Here is a 15,487-nt window from a genome sequence, read left to right as displayed (position 1 = left end):
TTCGCCAACGCCGGGCACGACCCGCCGGCATCGACGGCGGAACTGCGGATGGCGGCGAACTGCGTGTCCTGCCCGTTCCTCGACGCCTACCTGGGCAACCACGTGGCCAACGCCAAGACCTCCGGCCGCAACCTTGCCGAGGGAACGATCCGGGCGCGCGTCGTGGAACGCGCCGTCGCCGCACACATCGCGCGACGACCCGCGAGACATCCCTGACCTCTCACCGACCCGAACGGCCAAGCAGGCCCCGGAGAAAGCACCCCCACCCTCCTGCCCACCTCAAGACACCAGCACGACTCCCGACGACCCGGTCACTTGTCGCGCGGGTAGGTCTTCTGGACCTCGCCCTTCAGGTTCGCCCGCAGGTACGCGCCGCCGTAGTCGTCGACCAGGTACACCTTCACCGACGCCGACCCGTCGATGATGTCGGTGTCGATGATCAGGTACCGCATGGTCGGCTTCGGGACGCCCAGTTCCGCGTTCGCCCGGTCGAACAGCGCGGGCAGCGCGTCCCAGTTCACCTCGTTCATGTCGAGCACCGCGCGGTCGGCGTCGACCCCGTCCGGGCCCGTCCGGGTCGCTTTGCCGCCCTTGTACTCGAAGTTGTCGAACCCGTGCGCGACCGCCGCCGTCGGAGCGGACGCCGTCGCGCGCTCCGGCCACACCGTCAGCTCCGACACCTTGCTGCCACCCATGACTTCGCTGAACGCCCCGGCCGCCTTCCGCGCTCCGGCGGGCGTGAGCAGGTCGTCCTTCGTCGCGGCGGCGGCTGCGGTGGTGGTCGTCGTCGGGCCGGTGGGCAGGGCGGTGTTCGGCTGGGTGGGCACCGACGTGGTCGTCGAGTTGCCGCCGGGGTTCGCCGAGTTGTCCGCGTCCTTCATGCGGATCACCAGCAGCGTGGTCGCGAAGATCAACGCCACCCCGACCAACGAGAGGACCAGGGCACCGGTTCGCTTGCGCGCCTTCGGCAGCGGGGTCGGGTAGGACTGCGGACCGCCGTAGTGGTGCGGTCCGCCGACCGGTGGCGGGGTCGGTCCGGACGGCCACTGGGCGGCGTATCCCTGCTGCGGCAGCGGGCCGCTGGGCGGGCCTGTGACGGGGAACCCGGCGGGGGTGGGCGGTCCGAGGCGCGGGGCCGAATCGCGTTCGGCGGCGGCGAACATCTGGTCCAGCACCTCGCCGCTGGGCCGTTCGGCCGGGTCGTTGCGGAGGGCCGCGTTGAGCGCCGGGGCCAGGGCGCCCGCGCGTCGCGGCGGCGGGACCGGCTCGGTCATCACCGCGGCGAGGGTCGCCATCGTGGTGGCGCGGCGCATCGGGTGGTTGCCCTCGACGGCCACGTACAGCAGCATCGCGAGCGACCAGATGTCCGACGCGGTGTGCGTCTCGTCGCCGCGCAGGCGCTCCGGGGCGATGTACTCCGGGGAGCCGATGACGTCACCGGTCGCGGTCAGCTGGGTCGAGCCCTGGAGCGCGGCGATGCCGAAGTCGGTGAGCACGGCGCTGCCGTCGGTCCGCAGCAGCACGTTGCCCGGCTTGACGTCGCGGTGCATGACGCCGGCGGAGTGGGCCGAGCGCAGCGCCGCGAGCACGTCCCGGCCGACCCGCGCCGCCTCGGCCGGGCTGAGCACGCCCTCGGCCAGGCGCGCGTCCAGCGACGTGCCTCGGACCAGCTCCATGACGATCCACGGGTACAGCGAGTCGGTCGACTCGATGATCTGGTAGATCGACACGACGTTGGGGTGCTGCAACCGGGCCAGCGCGCGGGACTCGCGCAGCACGCGCTCCCGCAGCTGCGCGGCCATGGTGGGGTTGCCCTCGATCTGCTCGGCGTCTACCGGGCGGACCTCCTTGATGGCGACCTCGCGGTGCAGCCCCAGGTCGAGGGCGCGCCAGACCGTCCCCATCCCACCGCTGCCCAACCTCTCCAGCAGCTCGAACCGGCCGTCGAGGATTCGCCCGGTGTGCTCTCGCTCAGACACGGCGTCACGCTAGCAACCGACCGCCGGTCGCCGGGTGGCCGCCGGTATTTCGTTCGCACTGGTAATCGTGGCGCGCTATCCGCCCGGCGGCTCCGACACCCCGGACGTCGGCCGCCGGCTATGGTTTCCGCCGTGACCGAACCCTCCGGCCCGCGCGATGTCGGGGCTGCCTACGACGCTGTCGCGACCCTCTACGCGGAGCTTTTCAGCAACGTGCTCGACACCTTGCCGATGGAACGCGCGCTGCTGTCCGCGTTCGCCGAACTCGTGCGGGCCCGGGACGCCGGGCCGGTCGCGGACATCGGGTGCGGGCCCGGCCACGTGACCGCGCACCTGCACTCCCTCGGGCTGACCGCTTTCGGCATCGACATCTCGCCCGAGATGGTCGCCCTGGGCCGCCGGGCACATCCGGACCTGCGATTCGACCAAGGTTCGATGGCCGCCCTGGACCTCGCGGACGGGGTTCTGGGCGGCATTCTCGCCTTCTACTCGATCATCCACCTGCCGCCTGGGCAACTGCCCGACGTGTTCGCCGAGTTCCGGAGAGTGCTGGCACCGGGTGGCCACCTGATGCTCGGTTTCTTCGCCGGCGACGATGCGCGGCCGCAGGAATTCGACCACAAGGTCACGCCCGCCTATCGCTGGTCGCCGGACCGGCTCGCGGAACTGCTGCACGACGCCGGGTTCGTGGAGGTCGGCCGAATGCGGCGCGCGCCGCACGAAGGCGAGCGGTTCCAGCAGGGCCAACTGCTGGTTCGCAAGCCCGACACGGCGGATCGGCCGGCTATCGCGGACAGCGGATGTCCGCGATAGGTGTAATGGTGGCCCGGACACACCACCGAGGAACGGAGCAACTCCGATGAGCCGCCACGTGCAGGTCACCTTCGACGCCCACGACCCGCGCGCCCTGTCCACCTTCTGGCGCGAGGTGCTCGGCTACGTCCACCCCGGGCCGCCCGGGGTCGAGTTGCCCGAGGGCGCCGACGCGCTGGCCGCGTGGGACGACTTCCTGGCCCGCATCGGCGTGCCGGAGGACCAGCGCAACTCCCGTTCGGCCATCGAGGACCCCGAGGGGCACGGGCCGCGCATCTTCTTCCAGCAGGTCCCGGAGGGCAAGACCGCGAAGAACCGCGTGCACCTCGACGTCCGGGCGGCTCCCGGGCTCACCGGTGACGAGCGGATGGCCGCCCTGGAGGCGGAGTGCGAACGGCTGGTCGCGCTCGGGGCCGGGCGGGTGCGCCGGTTCGAGCCCGAGCCGCCGATGGGGTTCGGGTTCATCGTGATGACCGACCCGGAGGGCAACGAGTTCTGCCTGGACTAGGGCTCGACCGTCCTGGACCGCGCCGGGGTCGGGCCTAGACCCGGTTGTACTGGAAGTACCAGCCGTCGTCGCGCTGGTAGCAGCCCCACGCCGGGTAGAGGCGGTTGTAGCGCTCCTTGTCGGGCTGGCAGGACTCCTTGGTCGGGTACGGGCCGACCGTGATCCAGTTCGTGGCCTGCGCCGCGCCGGGCGCGAGGAGCAGGACGACGATGGCGGCCAGGCCGGCGGTGATGCTGCGCATGTGGTCCTCCTGGGCGGGTACGACGGTCATCGTGCCCGCCCGCGCCGGTCGGCCACACCGCCGATCGGCACGGTGGTCCAGACCTATTCGGGGGCCTCCGGCGGCGCGTCGGCCGACCCGACGTGCCGCCTGCTCCATCCGCAGGAACCGAGCAGGGGTCACCTTCTGCCGAAAACGGGATTCACTACGTTCTGCCCGGTGCGAATCCTCTTCTCAAGCCTCGGCTCACACGGGCACACCTTCCCCCTCCTGCCGCTCGCGATCGCCGCCCACGAGGTCGGCCACGACGTCACGTTCGTGACCACGGCCCCGTTCGCGAGCGCGGTGACCAGGTACGGCATCGACCACGTCGCCGGCGGCATGGACATGCTCGCCGCGTTCGAACTCGCCAACGCGGGCCCGGCCGCCCGCAAGTCGCCCGACTTCCGGCCGGAACGGGTCTCGAAGGTGTTCGGCTCGATCCTGCCGCGCAGCTACGCCGCTGACCTGGCACCGATCATCGTCGACCGCAAGCCCGACCTGGTGGTGCACGAACTGGCCAACCCGGGCGCGGGGTTGGCCGCGAAGGTCGCGGACGTGCCCGCGGTGTGCCACTCGTTCGGCCGGATGTGGCGGCCCACAGGACCTCCGGAGGCGATGCGCAGAAACCTGGCGGAGGTCGCCGCCGACCTCGGCGTCGACCTGCCCGACGGCGACCTCATGCCGCTGGGCAACCCCTACCTCGACATCTGCCCGCCTTCGGTGCAGGACCCGGAGTTCCCGGTCTCGCCGACCCACGTCGTCCCGCTGCGGCCGGTGCCGTTCTCCGAGCCCGGCGAACTGCCGTCGTGGGTGCGCGAACACCGGGATCCGTTGGTGTACCTGACGTTGGGCACCGCGTTCGGTGACGCGAGCGTGCTGCGCACCGCGATCGCGGGCCTGGCCACCCTGGACGTGAAGGTGTTCGTGTCGACCGGCCCGAGCGTCGAGGTCGCCGCGCTGGGCGACGTGCCGGACAACGTGGTGGTCCAGCCGTGGCTGCCCCAGGCGGACCTCCTGCCGCACACGGATCTCGTGGTGCACCACGGCGGTGCGGGTGCCACGATGGGCACCTTCGCCACGGGCGTCCCGCACCTCGTGCTGCCCCAAGGGGCCGACCAGTTCAGCAACGCCGACACGGTGACCGCCGCCGGGCTGGGTGACCAGATCCTCGCAGCGGACCTCACCGCCGAGCTGATCGCCACCAAGGCCCGACGCCTGCTCACCGACCAGGCCGTACTGGCTGCGGCCGAGGCCATGGCCCGGGAAGTGGCCGCGATGCCCTCGACGCACGACGTGGCCCGCGCGCTGCCCGACTACGCGTGAAACCCGTTCGCCCGCCCGCCCGACCGCGCCGAGCTGGCCGTGGTCGGGCGGGCACGTCACCCTCGGGTCTGCGGCGACCGTCCACTCAGGACTGAATCGGACTCGGCCGTGGGACGGGGTTTCCCGTCGGCATCCGGATAGTCCGGGGCGCATGACTGCCCTAGGGTTGGCACGGTGATCGGAAACGACGTTGTGGCCACTCTGCTTGAGCACTACCGGTTGGCGGGGGAGGACACCGCGCTCGCCAACCAGGGAGCGGACAACGTCACCTACTTCGTCGGTTCGGGGGAGAAGCGGCGGGTACTGCGCTGCTACGGCGTCACCGCCTCCGATGAGATCGATTTCGAACTCGACCTGATCGACCACCTGGTGGGCTCCGGATTCCCCGTTCCGGCGGTCGTGCGCACCTCGGCCGGTGATCGGCGGGTCACCGCCGGCACCGTGCACGCCGTGCTGTTCGAGTTCGCGCGGGGCACGCCGATCGACCCGGCACGGCCGGAGAGCCCCAACCTGGTCGCGGCCCTGGCCGCCCGCCTGCACGTTGCCACGCCCGGCTTCACCGGCGGCACGCGCTCCCGGTCCGACGAAGGCCGTCTGCGCACCCTGCTGGACGCCCTCGCGACCGACCCGGGCCTGGGCGGGAAGCACGGCGCGGTCCGGCTCGCCGAGCACCTGCGCGAACTGCTGGCGGGCCTGGCCGGACTGCGCGCGGCGCGACTGCCGTCCGGCGCGGTGCACCACGACTACGACGCGGGCAACATCCTGGTCCGGCAAGGCGACGACGGCCCGGCGGTGTCCGCGCTGCTGGACTTCGACGAGTCCTACGCCGGGCCGTTCGTGTTCGACCTCGCCGCGGTGCTCACCCAGTGGGCCAAGGGCGACCGCGACTGGTTCGACGTGGCGGTCATGCGGGACGTGCTCGCCGAGTACGAGCGGGTCCGCCCGCTCACGCCGGCCGAGCGGACCGCGCTGCCGTTCGCGGTGCGGGTGTTCAACGCGGCGGACGCGGCCGAGTACGTCCTGCGCACCCACCGGAAGCGTCCGGACGGGTTCGAGCTGTCCGACTGCCTCTCGCTCGACCTCTACTACGCGCTGTCCGAACGCGACGACTGGCTGCGCGGGCTCGACGTCGGGTGAGTGCACCTGCTCCACGCGAGGCCGGCGGAATACCCGCGTTCGGCCGTGTCGCTCGGCGAAAGGGCAATAAACGCATTGCGGTGGCAGGGGTTCCGGGTGCAAGCTTGCCGCACACCACGAGATGAGGGGCCGGAGTCATGACGAGCACGGGGAAGCGAGGGTCGCAGCGCTTGTGGGAGCGCACCGCGATCGTTGCCGGCTACTCGTCCTCAAGTCGGTACGGCATTGTCTCGACGTGGTATGAACGCGGCTTGAGCTGCGCGGACTCCCCGCCCTGACCCGACTCGGGTCCAGTGGCCAGGGAGCCGCCCATCGGGGAACCGATCCGGGCGGCTTCTCTTTTTCGTGCCTGAGAATCATTTCCCTGGTGACGTGCTTGGGAAGCGGAACGGCCTCCAAAACCGTTGCCCGAGGGTTCGACTCCTTCCGTCACTGCCGGCCGCCGACCGTTCGCCTCGGAACGGTCCGGCGCGTTCGTCGACAATTCCACAGGGAGCAGATCGATCCATGCCCGGTGTTCCGGTCGCGGTGCGGCCGGGCGGGGGTGGGGGAGGGCGGCCGTCGCATCCCGGACGGCTCGGCCCTCTCGGTGACACCTACTTGGTGGAGACGGGCTGTGGTGCCCACCCCGGCTGTAAACCGGGTGCCCCTCGGGGCGTTGTCGGTTCGACTCCGGCCTCCACCACCAGGTCCGGCACTCCGGGGGTGAGCCCGGAGCCGGAGGACACGCCGCCGGGTGTGTCCCGCACAGCGCGTTGGTCCAGTGGAACGGATACCGGGCTTTCACCCCGGTGACGCGGGTTCGACCCCCGTACGCGCTACGAGAAGGGGCTTGGCCCCCACTGCCTCTTCAGCTCGACAGGAGGAGCACCCGCCTCGTAAGCGGGAGGACCGGGTTCGAGTCCCGGAAGAGGCTCGCGAACGCACCGCCACCGGCCGCTCGGCCGGTGGCACGGCCCCTGTGGCGGAACGGCAGACGCGCACGGCTCAAACCCGTGTATCCGCGAGGGTGTGCAGGTTCGACTCCTGCCGGGGGCACGTTGTAGATCTGTGCAGTGTGTGGGGGCCGTGCCTGGGTTGGGTGCGGCCCCTTCTGCGTCACTGGTGTTGGTGATCGTCTGGGTGGTGTGGGTGATCGCCGGTAGGTGGTCGGCGTTGATCGTGATCGTGACGTTGGCTTGTTGGCGGTCGGGGTGTAGGTGCACGGTGAGACTGGTTGCGGTGAACAACCGTCGGAGGTGATCCACCGGAACCCGTGCGAGTCCTTGCGGAAGCAGGGGCAGGGCGTCGAGTAGGGCAAGATCGTCCATACTGGGTTGGTAGGGCGCGTCCTGGTCGGCTTGGTCGAGTTGTTCGAGGGCTGCGCGGGTGGCGGTGTGCTCGGCGTCGAGTTCGCTGTAGCTGGCCGCTAGGCCGCGTGCGTAGGGGCTGCTGGGGTCGTCTTGGTCTTGGGCTTGCCGCATGAGGTTGTTCTGCCGCCTGGTGATGTCGGCGAGGGCGCGTTGTAGCCGCTCACGCTCTTGGGTGCGTTCGCGGGTGGTGCGGTCGTCGGTGCTGCGGATGTGCTCAGCGAGGATGTCTCGCCGGTCCGGCCCGAAGATCCGTTCGGCGTACACCGCCCGAACCTGATCAAGAAGGGTGTCTTCCCGAACGTAGGTACTGCCCTCATGAACGGTGGCCTTGTCCATGCGTCCACGGTTGTTGCTGCGCGGGTAGCAGGTGTAGTAGGTCATGGTTGGGCGGGTGTTGCCGTGCAAACGCCGACCACACGGACAGAAAATCATGCTGCGGAACAGATAGGTGGTTTTGGTTTCGGGGTGGGGGTTGAGGGTGTCGCCTTGCCGGACACGGCGTTTTGCGTTGCGGCGCGCGGTCAACTCATCGAACATCCATTTAGGAATGAGGGGTTGGTGGACGGGTTCGGGTGACCAGACCCAGAATTCGGGTGGGTTGACTTTGCCGTTGCGGGATCGGGACGCGCGCCGGTTGTAGACCATGTGTCCGGTGTATTTCGGGTTGCGGAGAAGGTCAGCGACACTAGATTTTCCCCATGCGCCTCGTGCTCGCAGTCCGCCCGCTGGTTGCGGGACTGGGTATTGCTGGGGGTCGGCGTTGAGGCGGTCAACAATCTCCGCGTAGCCGAGATCATCGTAGTAGCGCCAATGCGCGATCTGGGTCACCGTCAACGCACGCTGGTCGTCAGGTTCGAGTTTGGACTTCCGCAGGCCCTTGTCTGCTTTCGCGGCGTTGGGGTGCCGAAAGGCTTTCGCCCGATACCCGTACGGTGGTTTACCGACGTTCCAGCCCTCACGCGCATGGGTGCACAGTCCACCCCAGGACAGTTCCAGGGCGTGAACGACTTCGTATTCCGCCATGCCCTGATTGACACGCCGGTGCAGAATCTGTGAGGCGCGGCGTCCGTCAAGGTTGATCGGCTCATCGGAGGCCAATAGGGGTACTTCGGCGGTTTCGAGCTCACGCTCAACCGACAAGCCTTCATAGGCTTTACGGGCGACACGCGAGACGCCTTCACAGATCACGACATCAAACCGGCGACGCGGACTCTGCGCCTCAATCAACAGGTCATTGATTCCCCCGTCACGGGGCACCGGAATGCTGTACTCCTGCTCCGGGTTCACAACCTGCCCCCGCTGGCCGCGCTCGGACAGGGCCTTACGCCCGGACTCGACGTCGTAGAAGTGGCAGGTCACTACCCACGCTGCGGGTAGTGCGCTTGTGCAGCTTCCTACCTGACGGATGATCGACTGACGGGGGTCTTGCCGATCATCGGTAGAGGTTCGGGCGAGGATCGCGACGCGGACGTTTTCGCCCAACATGCGGTTCGACATCCGCATCGGACCGATCGCATAATCCGACAGCCCCGATGGACCCGATACCGACGGTGGCGTGCCGGATGGGTTGAGGGGCATCAGGGGTGAAGTGTTCTGGGTGGTCATGTGTGGTCACCGCCTAGGGTTTCGTCTTGCTCTTCCGCTTGATCGTTGATCACCCATCGCAGCAATTCCCGTAGTACGTCGGCGAATGCGGCGGTTTGGTGGGGTGATCCGGTGACCCAGCAGATTTCCACGTGATAGGTGAAAGTTTGGCCGTGGGTGAGCCGTTGACGATACTCGTACACCTCGCTCGTGACTAGCTGCTCACGAGTGACACCCAAAGGTTTTTGGTGCGGTGGCAGGAAATCTTTCGGATCGCCGGTAGTGGGGGAGGGGCTCACAGCATCGCGCGAACCACTCCCCCACTACCGCCAACCGTGACCCAAGCGCCAGTAGCGGCCGTAAAAGCCTGATAGGTGGTGACCGTGTTGTGGGCGGGTGTTCGCGCCTCACCCCCTATCCCGGCGGCTACCGCCGCTACCGTGCTACATCCCAGGTCACAGCCCCTATTGCTGCTGCTACAGGGCCGCTGCGCACTGCTACACGACCCGCTACAGCCGCTACAGGATGATGGCGTGTAGCGGGTGTGTAGCGGGTGGGTGGTGGTCATGACAGCCACCCCTGATAGGCGGTCTCGATCGCATACCGGTCATAGCCGCGTTTGTTGGTGCTACCGCGCCGAATCTGCACCGGAGTAACCCCGAGCGGACGTAGCGCCGATGCAAGATCGCTTGCCGCCCAACCCCGGTAACGGCCGTCATAACTGACTAGGCGGGAAAGGAGATGTTCGGTCCACAGCCGGGAATCGTCGCGGAAGGCAAACAGAATCGCCGCGATCGCTGCATGATCCACAGTTGTATCGGGGCTACCGGTCGTGCCGTGTAGCAGCGCTGCGCGCTGCACGGTCGCCGCATCAACCACCCGCACCCCACCTGTTGCCGCACGGGCTTGGCCGCGTTCGTGGGCTTGCGCCGAGGTCAGTGGGGTGATCTTGCACAGGATCGGTTCCCGAATGCTCGGGGCGGAGACGTAGCAGCACCCGGCATCCTCCGGGGTGGTCTCATCGATGGCCGGGTGGAGCCGGTCAGGCCGCCACCCTTCGGCGATCATGCGAGGCCCGAACACCAGCCGCACATCCGCATGACGGGACGGGAGCATGACCCGGATCGCCGTGGTGTCCGCGATCGCCCGACCCAACACATCCGAGGTCGCATCACTCGACGCCAACACCACCGACACCCGCGCCTTCCGACCCACCCCCAACAAAGTCGCGGCCAGCTCCTTAGCCCGTGGCGACAACTTCGGATACTCATCAATGATCACCACAACCGCCGGACCGGTAGGGCTCGGTTGCCACTCGTCACCCATCCCCGTCTCAGCAGCCAACAGCGGGCGGGCCGCCGCGTAGCCGATCGCCGTCTGCAACGCGGCCTCAATGCCCGCCGGGGTGCGTTCCCGGCGGCTAATCGCCGCCCCGTAGGCGTCCAGGCCGACGCCGACGGGGGCCAGGTCCCAGCACACCGCATCCCGGCACGCCGTCACCACATCCCCCAGCACCCGCAACGTCATCGACTTGCCCGCGCCACTGGTACCGATCACCACCACATGAGCACCATTCAAACGAAGCGCAAGCGGCAATCCATCCATCCGTGAACCCACCATGTGCGCATCCACAATGGACAGTGACCCCGGTGATCGTTGCGGTGCGGGAGGCATGGTGGCGAACGGGTCCCGCGCCACCAACCGCAACACCACCCGCGCCCGCCGCTCCCGATCCGGTGTCGCCAACACCCCACCCGACCGAAGATCCAACACAGTCTCCAGCTCACCCAAACGAGCCACCAGATCAGCCGGAGTACCCGTACGCAGCACCACCGGAACCTGCCACCCCCACGGCTGGCGATGGGCCTCACCAACCAGCCGCAGCACCACACCCTCAGCCACCACCGCCCGCCGCACACACTCGGCGACCTCACCACGGGTATGCGCATCAGCCAACGGGAACGGCTCATCTAGGCCAACCCCCACCGGCAGCTCCGCGCCCGGTTCCAACGGCGGGGCCGGGCGCACAATCCGACCCACCCCCGCGCACACCATCAGGGCGACAAATCCCAGCCCCCACAGGGAACTCTCACCGTAGACGACGACCGTCGCCCGGACACCCACCACCAGCACACCAACCACCAGCAGTACGCCGGTGAGGCGGTGCCTGATCGCCCGTCGCCACTGCTCCCGCAACAACTTCACCCGGCGAGGCTTCACCAACCCCTCAGCCTCACCAATCACACCGGAATAATCCCGAAAACCCGACACATACCGCGCCACCGACGATACGAGCCACCAAAAGCCACACCAGCTATAACGCAACAAACGCCACAGCCCCCGCGGCAACCACCAACCCAACCTATCCAATTGCCTACCCAGCCAACGGAAAAACACGCGCGGGACGGTAAACCACAACCAACCCGCAGCATCAACCAACCAACGGCCGCAGACTGTCCACAATCGACACAACCGCCGCGTTACCGCCGCCACAACCCGGTACGCCACCAGTTGAGCCCACACCACAAGCACACCAACAACCACGGAAAACCGTTGGCGTATAACATGATAGAAGCGTCCACACCGGACAATTGATACTCGCAGACGACCCCAGCGGCGACGCCGCTGGCCGGCGGTCAGACCTGATCCCCGCCGCTCTCGCCAGATTCCGTTGCACCGCAACGGTTACGCAACTCCGCCCGAGCCTTCACAGCCTCGATCCAATACTCCCACGCAATCACCGCGACTTCATCAACCTCGGTCAAGATCTGGCGATACAACCACGTACCACCCGGCGTAGCCACAAAATCCGGCAACAACTCTCCCAGCGCACCCAAACGCGCCAACCGCTCCTGAAACTCCTCAACAGACACCAAAGTAACCAAAACATTCACATCCCTTTCCTTGAAATAAATAACTCCCCTCGCATCACAAACAAAACCCAGGCTTGATCGGAAGACCCAGACAACACCTAAAACCCAAACAGCCCAACCACATCACCACACCAGCCCACAAACCCAAAGCCACACAACACAATCAGTCACCAAAACCAGAACGCTCACGCGCCAAATCCGCACGATCCTGCGCCAATACGTACAAATCCGAATTCAACCTACGCTGCACCACCGCCTGACGGCGCGACCGCGCCGCCAAACCCGCCAACGCCAACGACCACCCCACCATGCCACCCACCACCACCAACACCACACACCCCAACACCACAACCAAAAACACCAACACCACCCCAATTCCATGCCACCCCGGACCGACTAGCCGCCACCCGCCCGAGCCCGCCGCCCGCTGCGGCCTGGAATCAAGGATCTCCAACCACACCCCCACAACACCCGGTCAACCATTCGGAGGATCACCCCAAGTCACACACCTACTCCAACCAGGCACAACACACCCCTACCGGGAAGTAACTCCCCAAACATGCGGACCCACACACCCCACAGCAGCCCTACCCTGGAACCTCCACCAGCCGCAAGGGCAACAAGGGGCGATGCGGATGGCACGCAATGAGCCACCGGGTACCAAGGCAGCGCGGGACTGCCTACGCAGGGAGATGCAGGCTCAGGGCTGCGCGCCTGATCAGATCGCTGCTGAGATGGCACGCCGCTGGGGCTTCAGGCCGCGTCAAGCGTGGCGACACACTTACGGCTGGACCCAAGGAGAAGTAGCCGCACGCTACAACGAACTTCTCGACGACCCTAGAGCGCCTATGACCGACAAGCGAATTAGCGACTTTGAGAGTTGGCCGAATGGCGGCACGAAACCTGGGATCAGCGCGATATCCATTCTGGCACAGGTTTTCGGCACTTCGGCTTCCGCGCTTGTGGATCAGGTTGATTTCGCAAACTACTCTCGGCACGAGAAAGTTGCATTGCAGGCGTGGGCTGGCGATGGGAAGGTTCAATCTAATCCGAAATTGATTCAAACCCAAACGAATGAAGTGAGATTTTCCAGGACTACGCACGATCCGCACGACACGATAAGATCGGTCTCCGAACTGGTCATTTCGGCGGCACGCGAGTCGCGACGACACGCAGAAGAGGCACAGGGGCACTTTATGCCAGAAATTACCCTTGATGAGGTGACTGCTGAAGTTGGGCGGCTTGCCAAGGAACAACTTTACACCGATCCGCTGACCATCTTTCCTGACGAGGTCCAAGCCCGCGATCGCATTTACCGCCTTTTGGAAAGAGGGCAATACCCCAGGCAAATCAACCACCTCTACTACTTGGCGTCCGTGATATGCGCGCTTATGGCTGAGACGAGTGCCAGTGTCGGGCTATCTCATGCTGCTGTTGAACAGGCTCGTGCGAGCGGGGCGTACGCGGAAATAATCGGGCACAACTCGTTGCGCCTGACCGCGCGCACGATGCAGGCTTCATTGGCGTATTGGGGAAATCGTCCGCAGCGTGCCCTGGATATGGCCGAGTCAACTATGGCCTGGGCTACCGAGCCAATAGCACGGTCGTTTCTATTGAACGGGATGGCTCTTTTCTACGCAACGACAGCTCGTTCAGGTGAGGCAAGGGCAGCACTCGCAAAAGCTCTCAATGCGCACGAATCGTCGCGAGGGGACAGCGAGTTCTTTGATCAACTCGGCGGAGTGTTCAGCTTTTCGCGAGCTAAACTTCTCCAGATATCGGCTGCCACTCATCTCGAACTCGGTGACGCACATGGCGCGGAGATGAATGCGCTAGAGGCTGTCCAACTTTACGTGGAGGGGCCGGCAGAACTACGGGCAGTGGGAAATGAAGCTTCAGCTCGAATCGACGTAGGCCACGCTCGGTTGCTCAAAGGCGACGATGACGGCGTCAGTGAGGCGTTGGAACCAGTTCTAAACCTTCCCCCTGCACTCCGTGTTGATTGGGTTGGATTCCGCCTGAAGGCATTTCAGTCCAAGATGCGCGAACATCAGATTGCAACGTCGAACACAGGGCGGACGATCGCGGAAAGTATTGAGGAATTCTTTGAAACAACCGCCTCTCACAACTTTCCCAAAGCCGGCAGGTAGAAGGAACTTACATGTTCGCTAGCTAGCACGCCCGTGCACCGCAAAAGCAGAAAGGCAACCATGAGCATTGAGAGTCACACCAATGATCACCACGATTTATCCGCTCGGCTACCGAGCCATAGTCTGCTCGCTGAAATAGCCCCCCTTCTGGTGCCCCAAGTTTGGCTTAGCGTTAACGACCCCAGCGACGATAGTGATTCCGGCGGCGGCGGAAACGTAACCTTTACCGAATAGAGGGAAATTGACGAGCCTGCATCTAGGGGACCTAATTTCCCCTCAGGGGATACAGGATTTTGCTCGCACAACGTACGGCAAATCTTGGATGCTTTATCCAGGAGAAGAAGGACGCTTCGGTCAGCTCGCAGGCTGGGAGACCTTGACTCATCTTCTAGAGAACCATCGCTTTGATCATCCCCGAATGCGCCTTTCCCGTCAGGGAGAAGCCATTAGTGCAGACAGCTACACTGAACAAGTTACAACCTCACGCGGGAGCACCTATCGACGCATTATCGCAAGCCTTCTGTTAGGTCACGTGCGAGATGGTGCCACTATCACCTTCAATGGTATAGAACAAGCCCATGAACCTGTGCGCCAGTTGACCGCAGCAGTATCCTCTGAGTTGAGAGCGCGTGCGTCAGCAAATCTGTATGCCAGTTGGATGCCGATTCCAGGTTTTAGGCCCCACTGGGACAGTCATGATACCTTCGCTATACAACTGTGTGGACGCAAGTACTGGCAATTGTTCAAACCCACGCGCCAGTGGCCGCAGGTACGTGACAGCGAAGAAGCTCCACGACCGACCGAATCACCTGTGGCCGAATTTGAAGTTGTAGCGGGCGACGTACTATACCTTCCTCACGGCTGGTGGCATTCAGTTACCTCCATAGGAGAACCCACGCTGCATCTCGTGGTTGGTGTCGTTCCTGATACTGCACTCGATGCTCTTTCCTGGCTGACTGATCGGGCGATGGAAGACCCTTTTTTCCGCGAACGTATCCCCAGATTCACGGACAACGCGACGCGCAGCGCATACCTGGCAAGATTCAGGGAAAAGTGGAGCAAGTTGATGGCTTCAGATGAGCTCCTAGATGACTTCTTCCTTTACTCAGATGGAGTCAGTCGCGGATTCCCTATGTTCAGGTTTCCGGACATTCTAGACACAAATTCAGTAGCTGCAAACAAGGATGCGAGAATCGCACTCACCGCACCGAGGGCAACCACGTCCGTCGAGGGAACGACCCTGACTTTGGCAGCCCTAGGGCGACGATGGTCGTTCGCGCAAGAAATCAAACCCATCATCGACACGATCCTTTCGTCAAAGGATGTTTCGGTTGGCCAATTGATGGGACGACACCCAGGAGTGACCGATGAACAGGTCGTCGAGGTAGTATTTACCTTGCTTCGGGCCGGGATCATCGCGCTTAAATAGATGGCCCAGTATTGTTTGACGCGAGGTTCGGCGAGCGCATGGCGCTGTCGGCCTAGACTGAATTTCGCATGTCGCGC

General features: G+C 65.2%; 13 protein-coding genes, 4 tRNA genes and 1 pseudogene. 12 read left to right on the top strand and 6 right to left on the bottom strand.

The features are described 5' to 3' along the window. The first annotated feature begins 48 nt into the window (after positions 1-48). Complete coding sequence (locus tag AC0HI0_RS14735) at positions 49-216, top strand: hypothetical protein (protein WP_480932910.1); 168 nt, start codon at positions 49-51, stop codon at positions 214-216. A 95-nt stretch (positions 217-311) separates the two neighbouring features. Here the strand turns inward: AC0HI0_RS14735 and AC0HI0_RS14730 are convergent, their stop codons facing one another. Next, entirely contained in the window at positions 312-1,979 is a 1,668-nt protein-coding gene (locus AC0HI0_RS14730; RefSeq protein ID WP_480932909.1) for a serine/threonine-protein kinase, read from the bottom strand. A 120-nt stretch (positions 1,980-2,099) separates the two neighbouring features. Between AC0HI0_RS14730 and AC0HI0_RS14725 the strand changes: the two genes are divergently transcribed. Then, a complete protein-coding gene (locus AC0HI0_RS14725; RefSeq protein WP_480934302.1) occupies positions 2,100-2,792 on the top strand; it encodes a class I SAM-dependent DNA methyltransferase in 693 nt (230 codons plus the stop codon). A gap of 46 nt (positions 2,793-2,838) precedes the next feature. Continuing rightward, on the top strand, positions 2,839-3,300 hold the full coding sequence (locus tag AC0HI0_RS14720; protein ID WP_480932908.1) for a VOC family protein: 462 nt from the start codon (positions 2,839-2,841) through the stop codon (positions 3,298-3,300). A gap of 34 nt (positions 3,301-3,334) precedes the next feature. Here AC0HI0_RS14720 and AC0HI0_RS14715 read toward each other — a convergent pair whose 3' ends face one another. Then, positions 3,335-3,541 carry a hypothetical protein gene (locus AC0HI0_RS14715; RefSeq protein ID WP_480932907.1) on the bottom strand — a complete coding sequence of 69 codons (207 nt, stop codon included), beginning with the start codon at positions 3,539-3,541 and terminating at the stop codon, positions 3,335-3,337. 198 nt (positions 3,542-3,739) lie between these two features. On the opposite strand from AC0HI0_RS14715, the gene AC0HI0_RS14710 reads away from it, so the two are divergent. From AC0HI0_RS14710 to AC0HI0_RS14680, 7 genes are all read left to right on the top strand, one after another. Further along, the gene (locus AC0HI0_RS14710; protein ID WP_480932906.1) at positions 3,740-4,885 is read left to right on the top strand and encodes a glycosyltransferase; all 1,146 of its coding nucleotides are present in this window, start codon (positions 3,740-3,742) and stop codon (positions 4,883-4,885) included. Positions 4,886-5,077: 192 nt separating this feature from the next. After that, complete coding sequence (locus AC0HI0_RS14705) at positions 5,078-6,022, top strand: phosphotransferase (RefSeq protein ID WP_480932905.1); 945 nt, start codon at positions 5,078-5,080, stop codon at positions 6,020-6,022. A gap of 602 nt (positions 6,023-6,624) precedes the next feature. Beyond that, positions 6,625-6,710: transfer RNA gene (locus tag AC0HI0_RS14700), tRNA-OTHER, on the top strand. Between the two features lie 61 nt (positions 6,711-6,771). Beyond that, a tRNA-Glu gene (locus AC0HI0_RS14695) sits at positions 6,772-6,843 on the top strand. Positions 6,844-6,866: 23 nt separating this feature from the next. After that, a tRNA-Thr gene (locus AC0HI0_RS14690) sits at positions 6,867-6,938 on the top strand. Between the two features lie 39 nt (positions 6,939-6,977). Further along, positions 6,978-7,060, top strand: a tRNA-Leu gene (locus tag AC0HI0_RS14685). A 482-nt stretch (positions 7,061-7,542) separates the two neighbouring features. Further along, entirely contained in the window at positions 7,543-7,950 is a 408-nt protein-coding gene (locus tag AC0HI0_RS14680; RefSeq protein ID WP_480932904.1) for a hypothetical protein, read from the top strand. On the opposite strand, the pseudogene AC0HI0_RS14675 reads toward AC0HI0_RS14680, so the two are convergent. The 4 genes and pseudogenes from AC0HI0_RS14675 to AC0HI0_RS14660 form a co-directional block, all read right to left on the bottom strand. Next, positions 7,945-8,397 (bottom strand): annotated as a pseudogene (locus tag AC0HI0_RS14675) (recombinase family protein); the annotation flags it as partial. The gene AC0HI0_RS14680 and the pseudogene AC0HI0_RS14675 sit on opposite strands and share 6 nt — an antisense overlap. A 1,125-nt stretch (positions 8,398-9,522) precedes the next feature. After that, on the bottom strand, positions 9,523-11,355 hold the full coding sequence (locus tag AC0HI0_RS14670; RefSeq protein ID WP_480932903.1) for a hypothetical protein: 1,833 nt from the start codon (positions 11,353-11,355) through the stop codon (positions 9,523-9,525). A 239-nt stretch (positions 11,356-11,594) separates the two neighbouring features. Further along, positions 11,595-11,852: a hypothetical protein gene (locus AC0HI0_RS14665; protein WP_480932902.1), complete on the bottom strand. Its 258-nt coding sequence runs from the start codon at positions 11,850-11,852 to the stop codon at positions 11,595-11,597. A 142-nt stretch (positions 11,853-11,994) separates the two neighbouring features. Beyond that, positions 11,995-12,201: a hypothetical protein gene (locus AC0HI0_RS14660; protein ID WP_480932901.1), complete on the bottom strand. Its 207-nt coding sequence runs from the start codon at positions 12,199-12,201 to the stop codon at positions 11,995-11,997. Between the two features lie 265 nt (positions 12,202-12,466). On the opposite strand from AC0HI0_RS14660, the gene AC0HI0_RS14655 reads away from it, so the two are divergent. Beyond that, entirely contained in the window at positions 12,467-13,981 is a 1,515-nt protein-coding gene (locus AC0HI0_RS14655) for a helix-turn-helix domain-containing protein (protein WP_480932900.1), read from the top strand. 418 nt (positions 13,982-14,399) lie between these two features. Beyond that, complete coding sequence (locus tag AC0HI0_RS14650) at positions 14,400-15,410, top strand: cupin domain-containing protein (RefSeq protein WP_480932899.1); 1,011 nt, start codon at positions 14,400-14,402, stop codon at positions 15,408-15,410. Positions 15,411-15,487: the final 77 nt, after the last annotated feature.

This window comes from Saccharothrix sp. NBAS 001, assembly GCF_056640475.1.
This window is presented reverse-complemented; position numbering and strand designations above follow the sequence as displayed.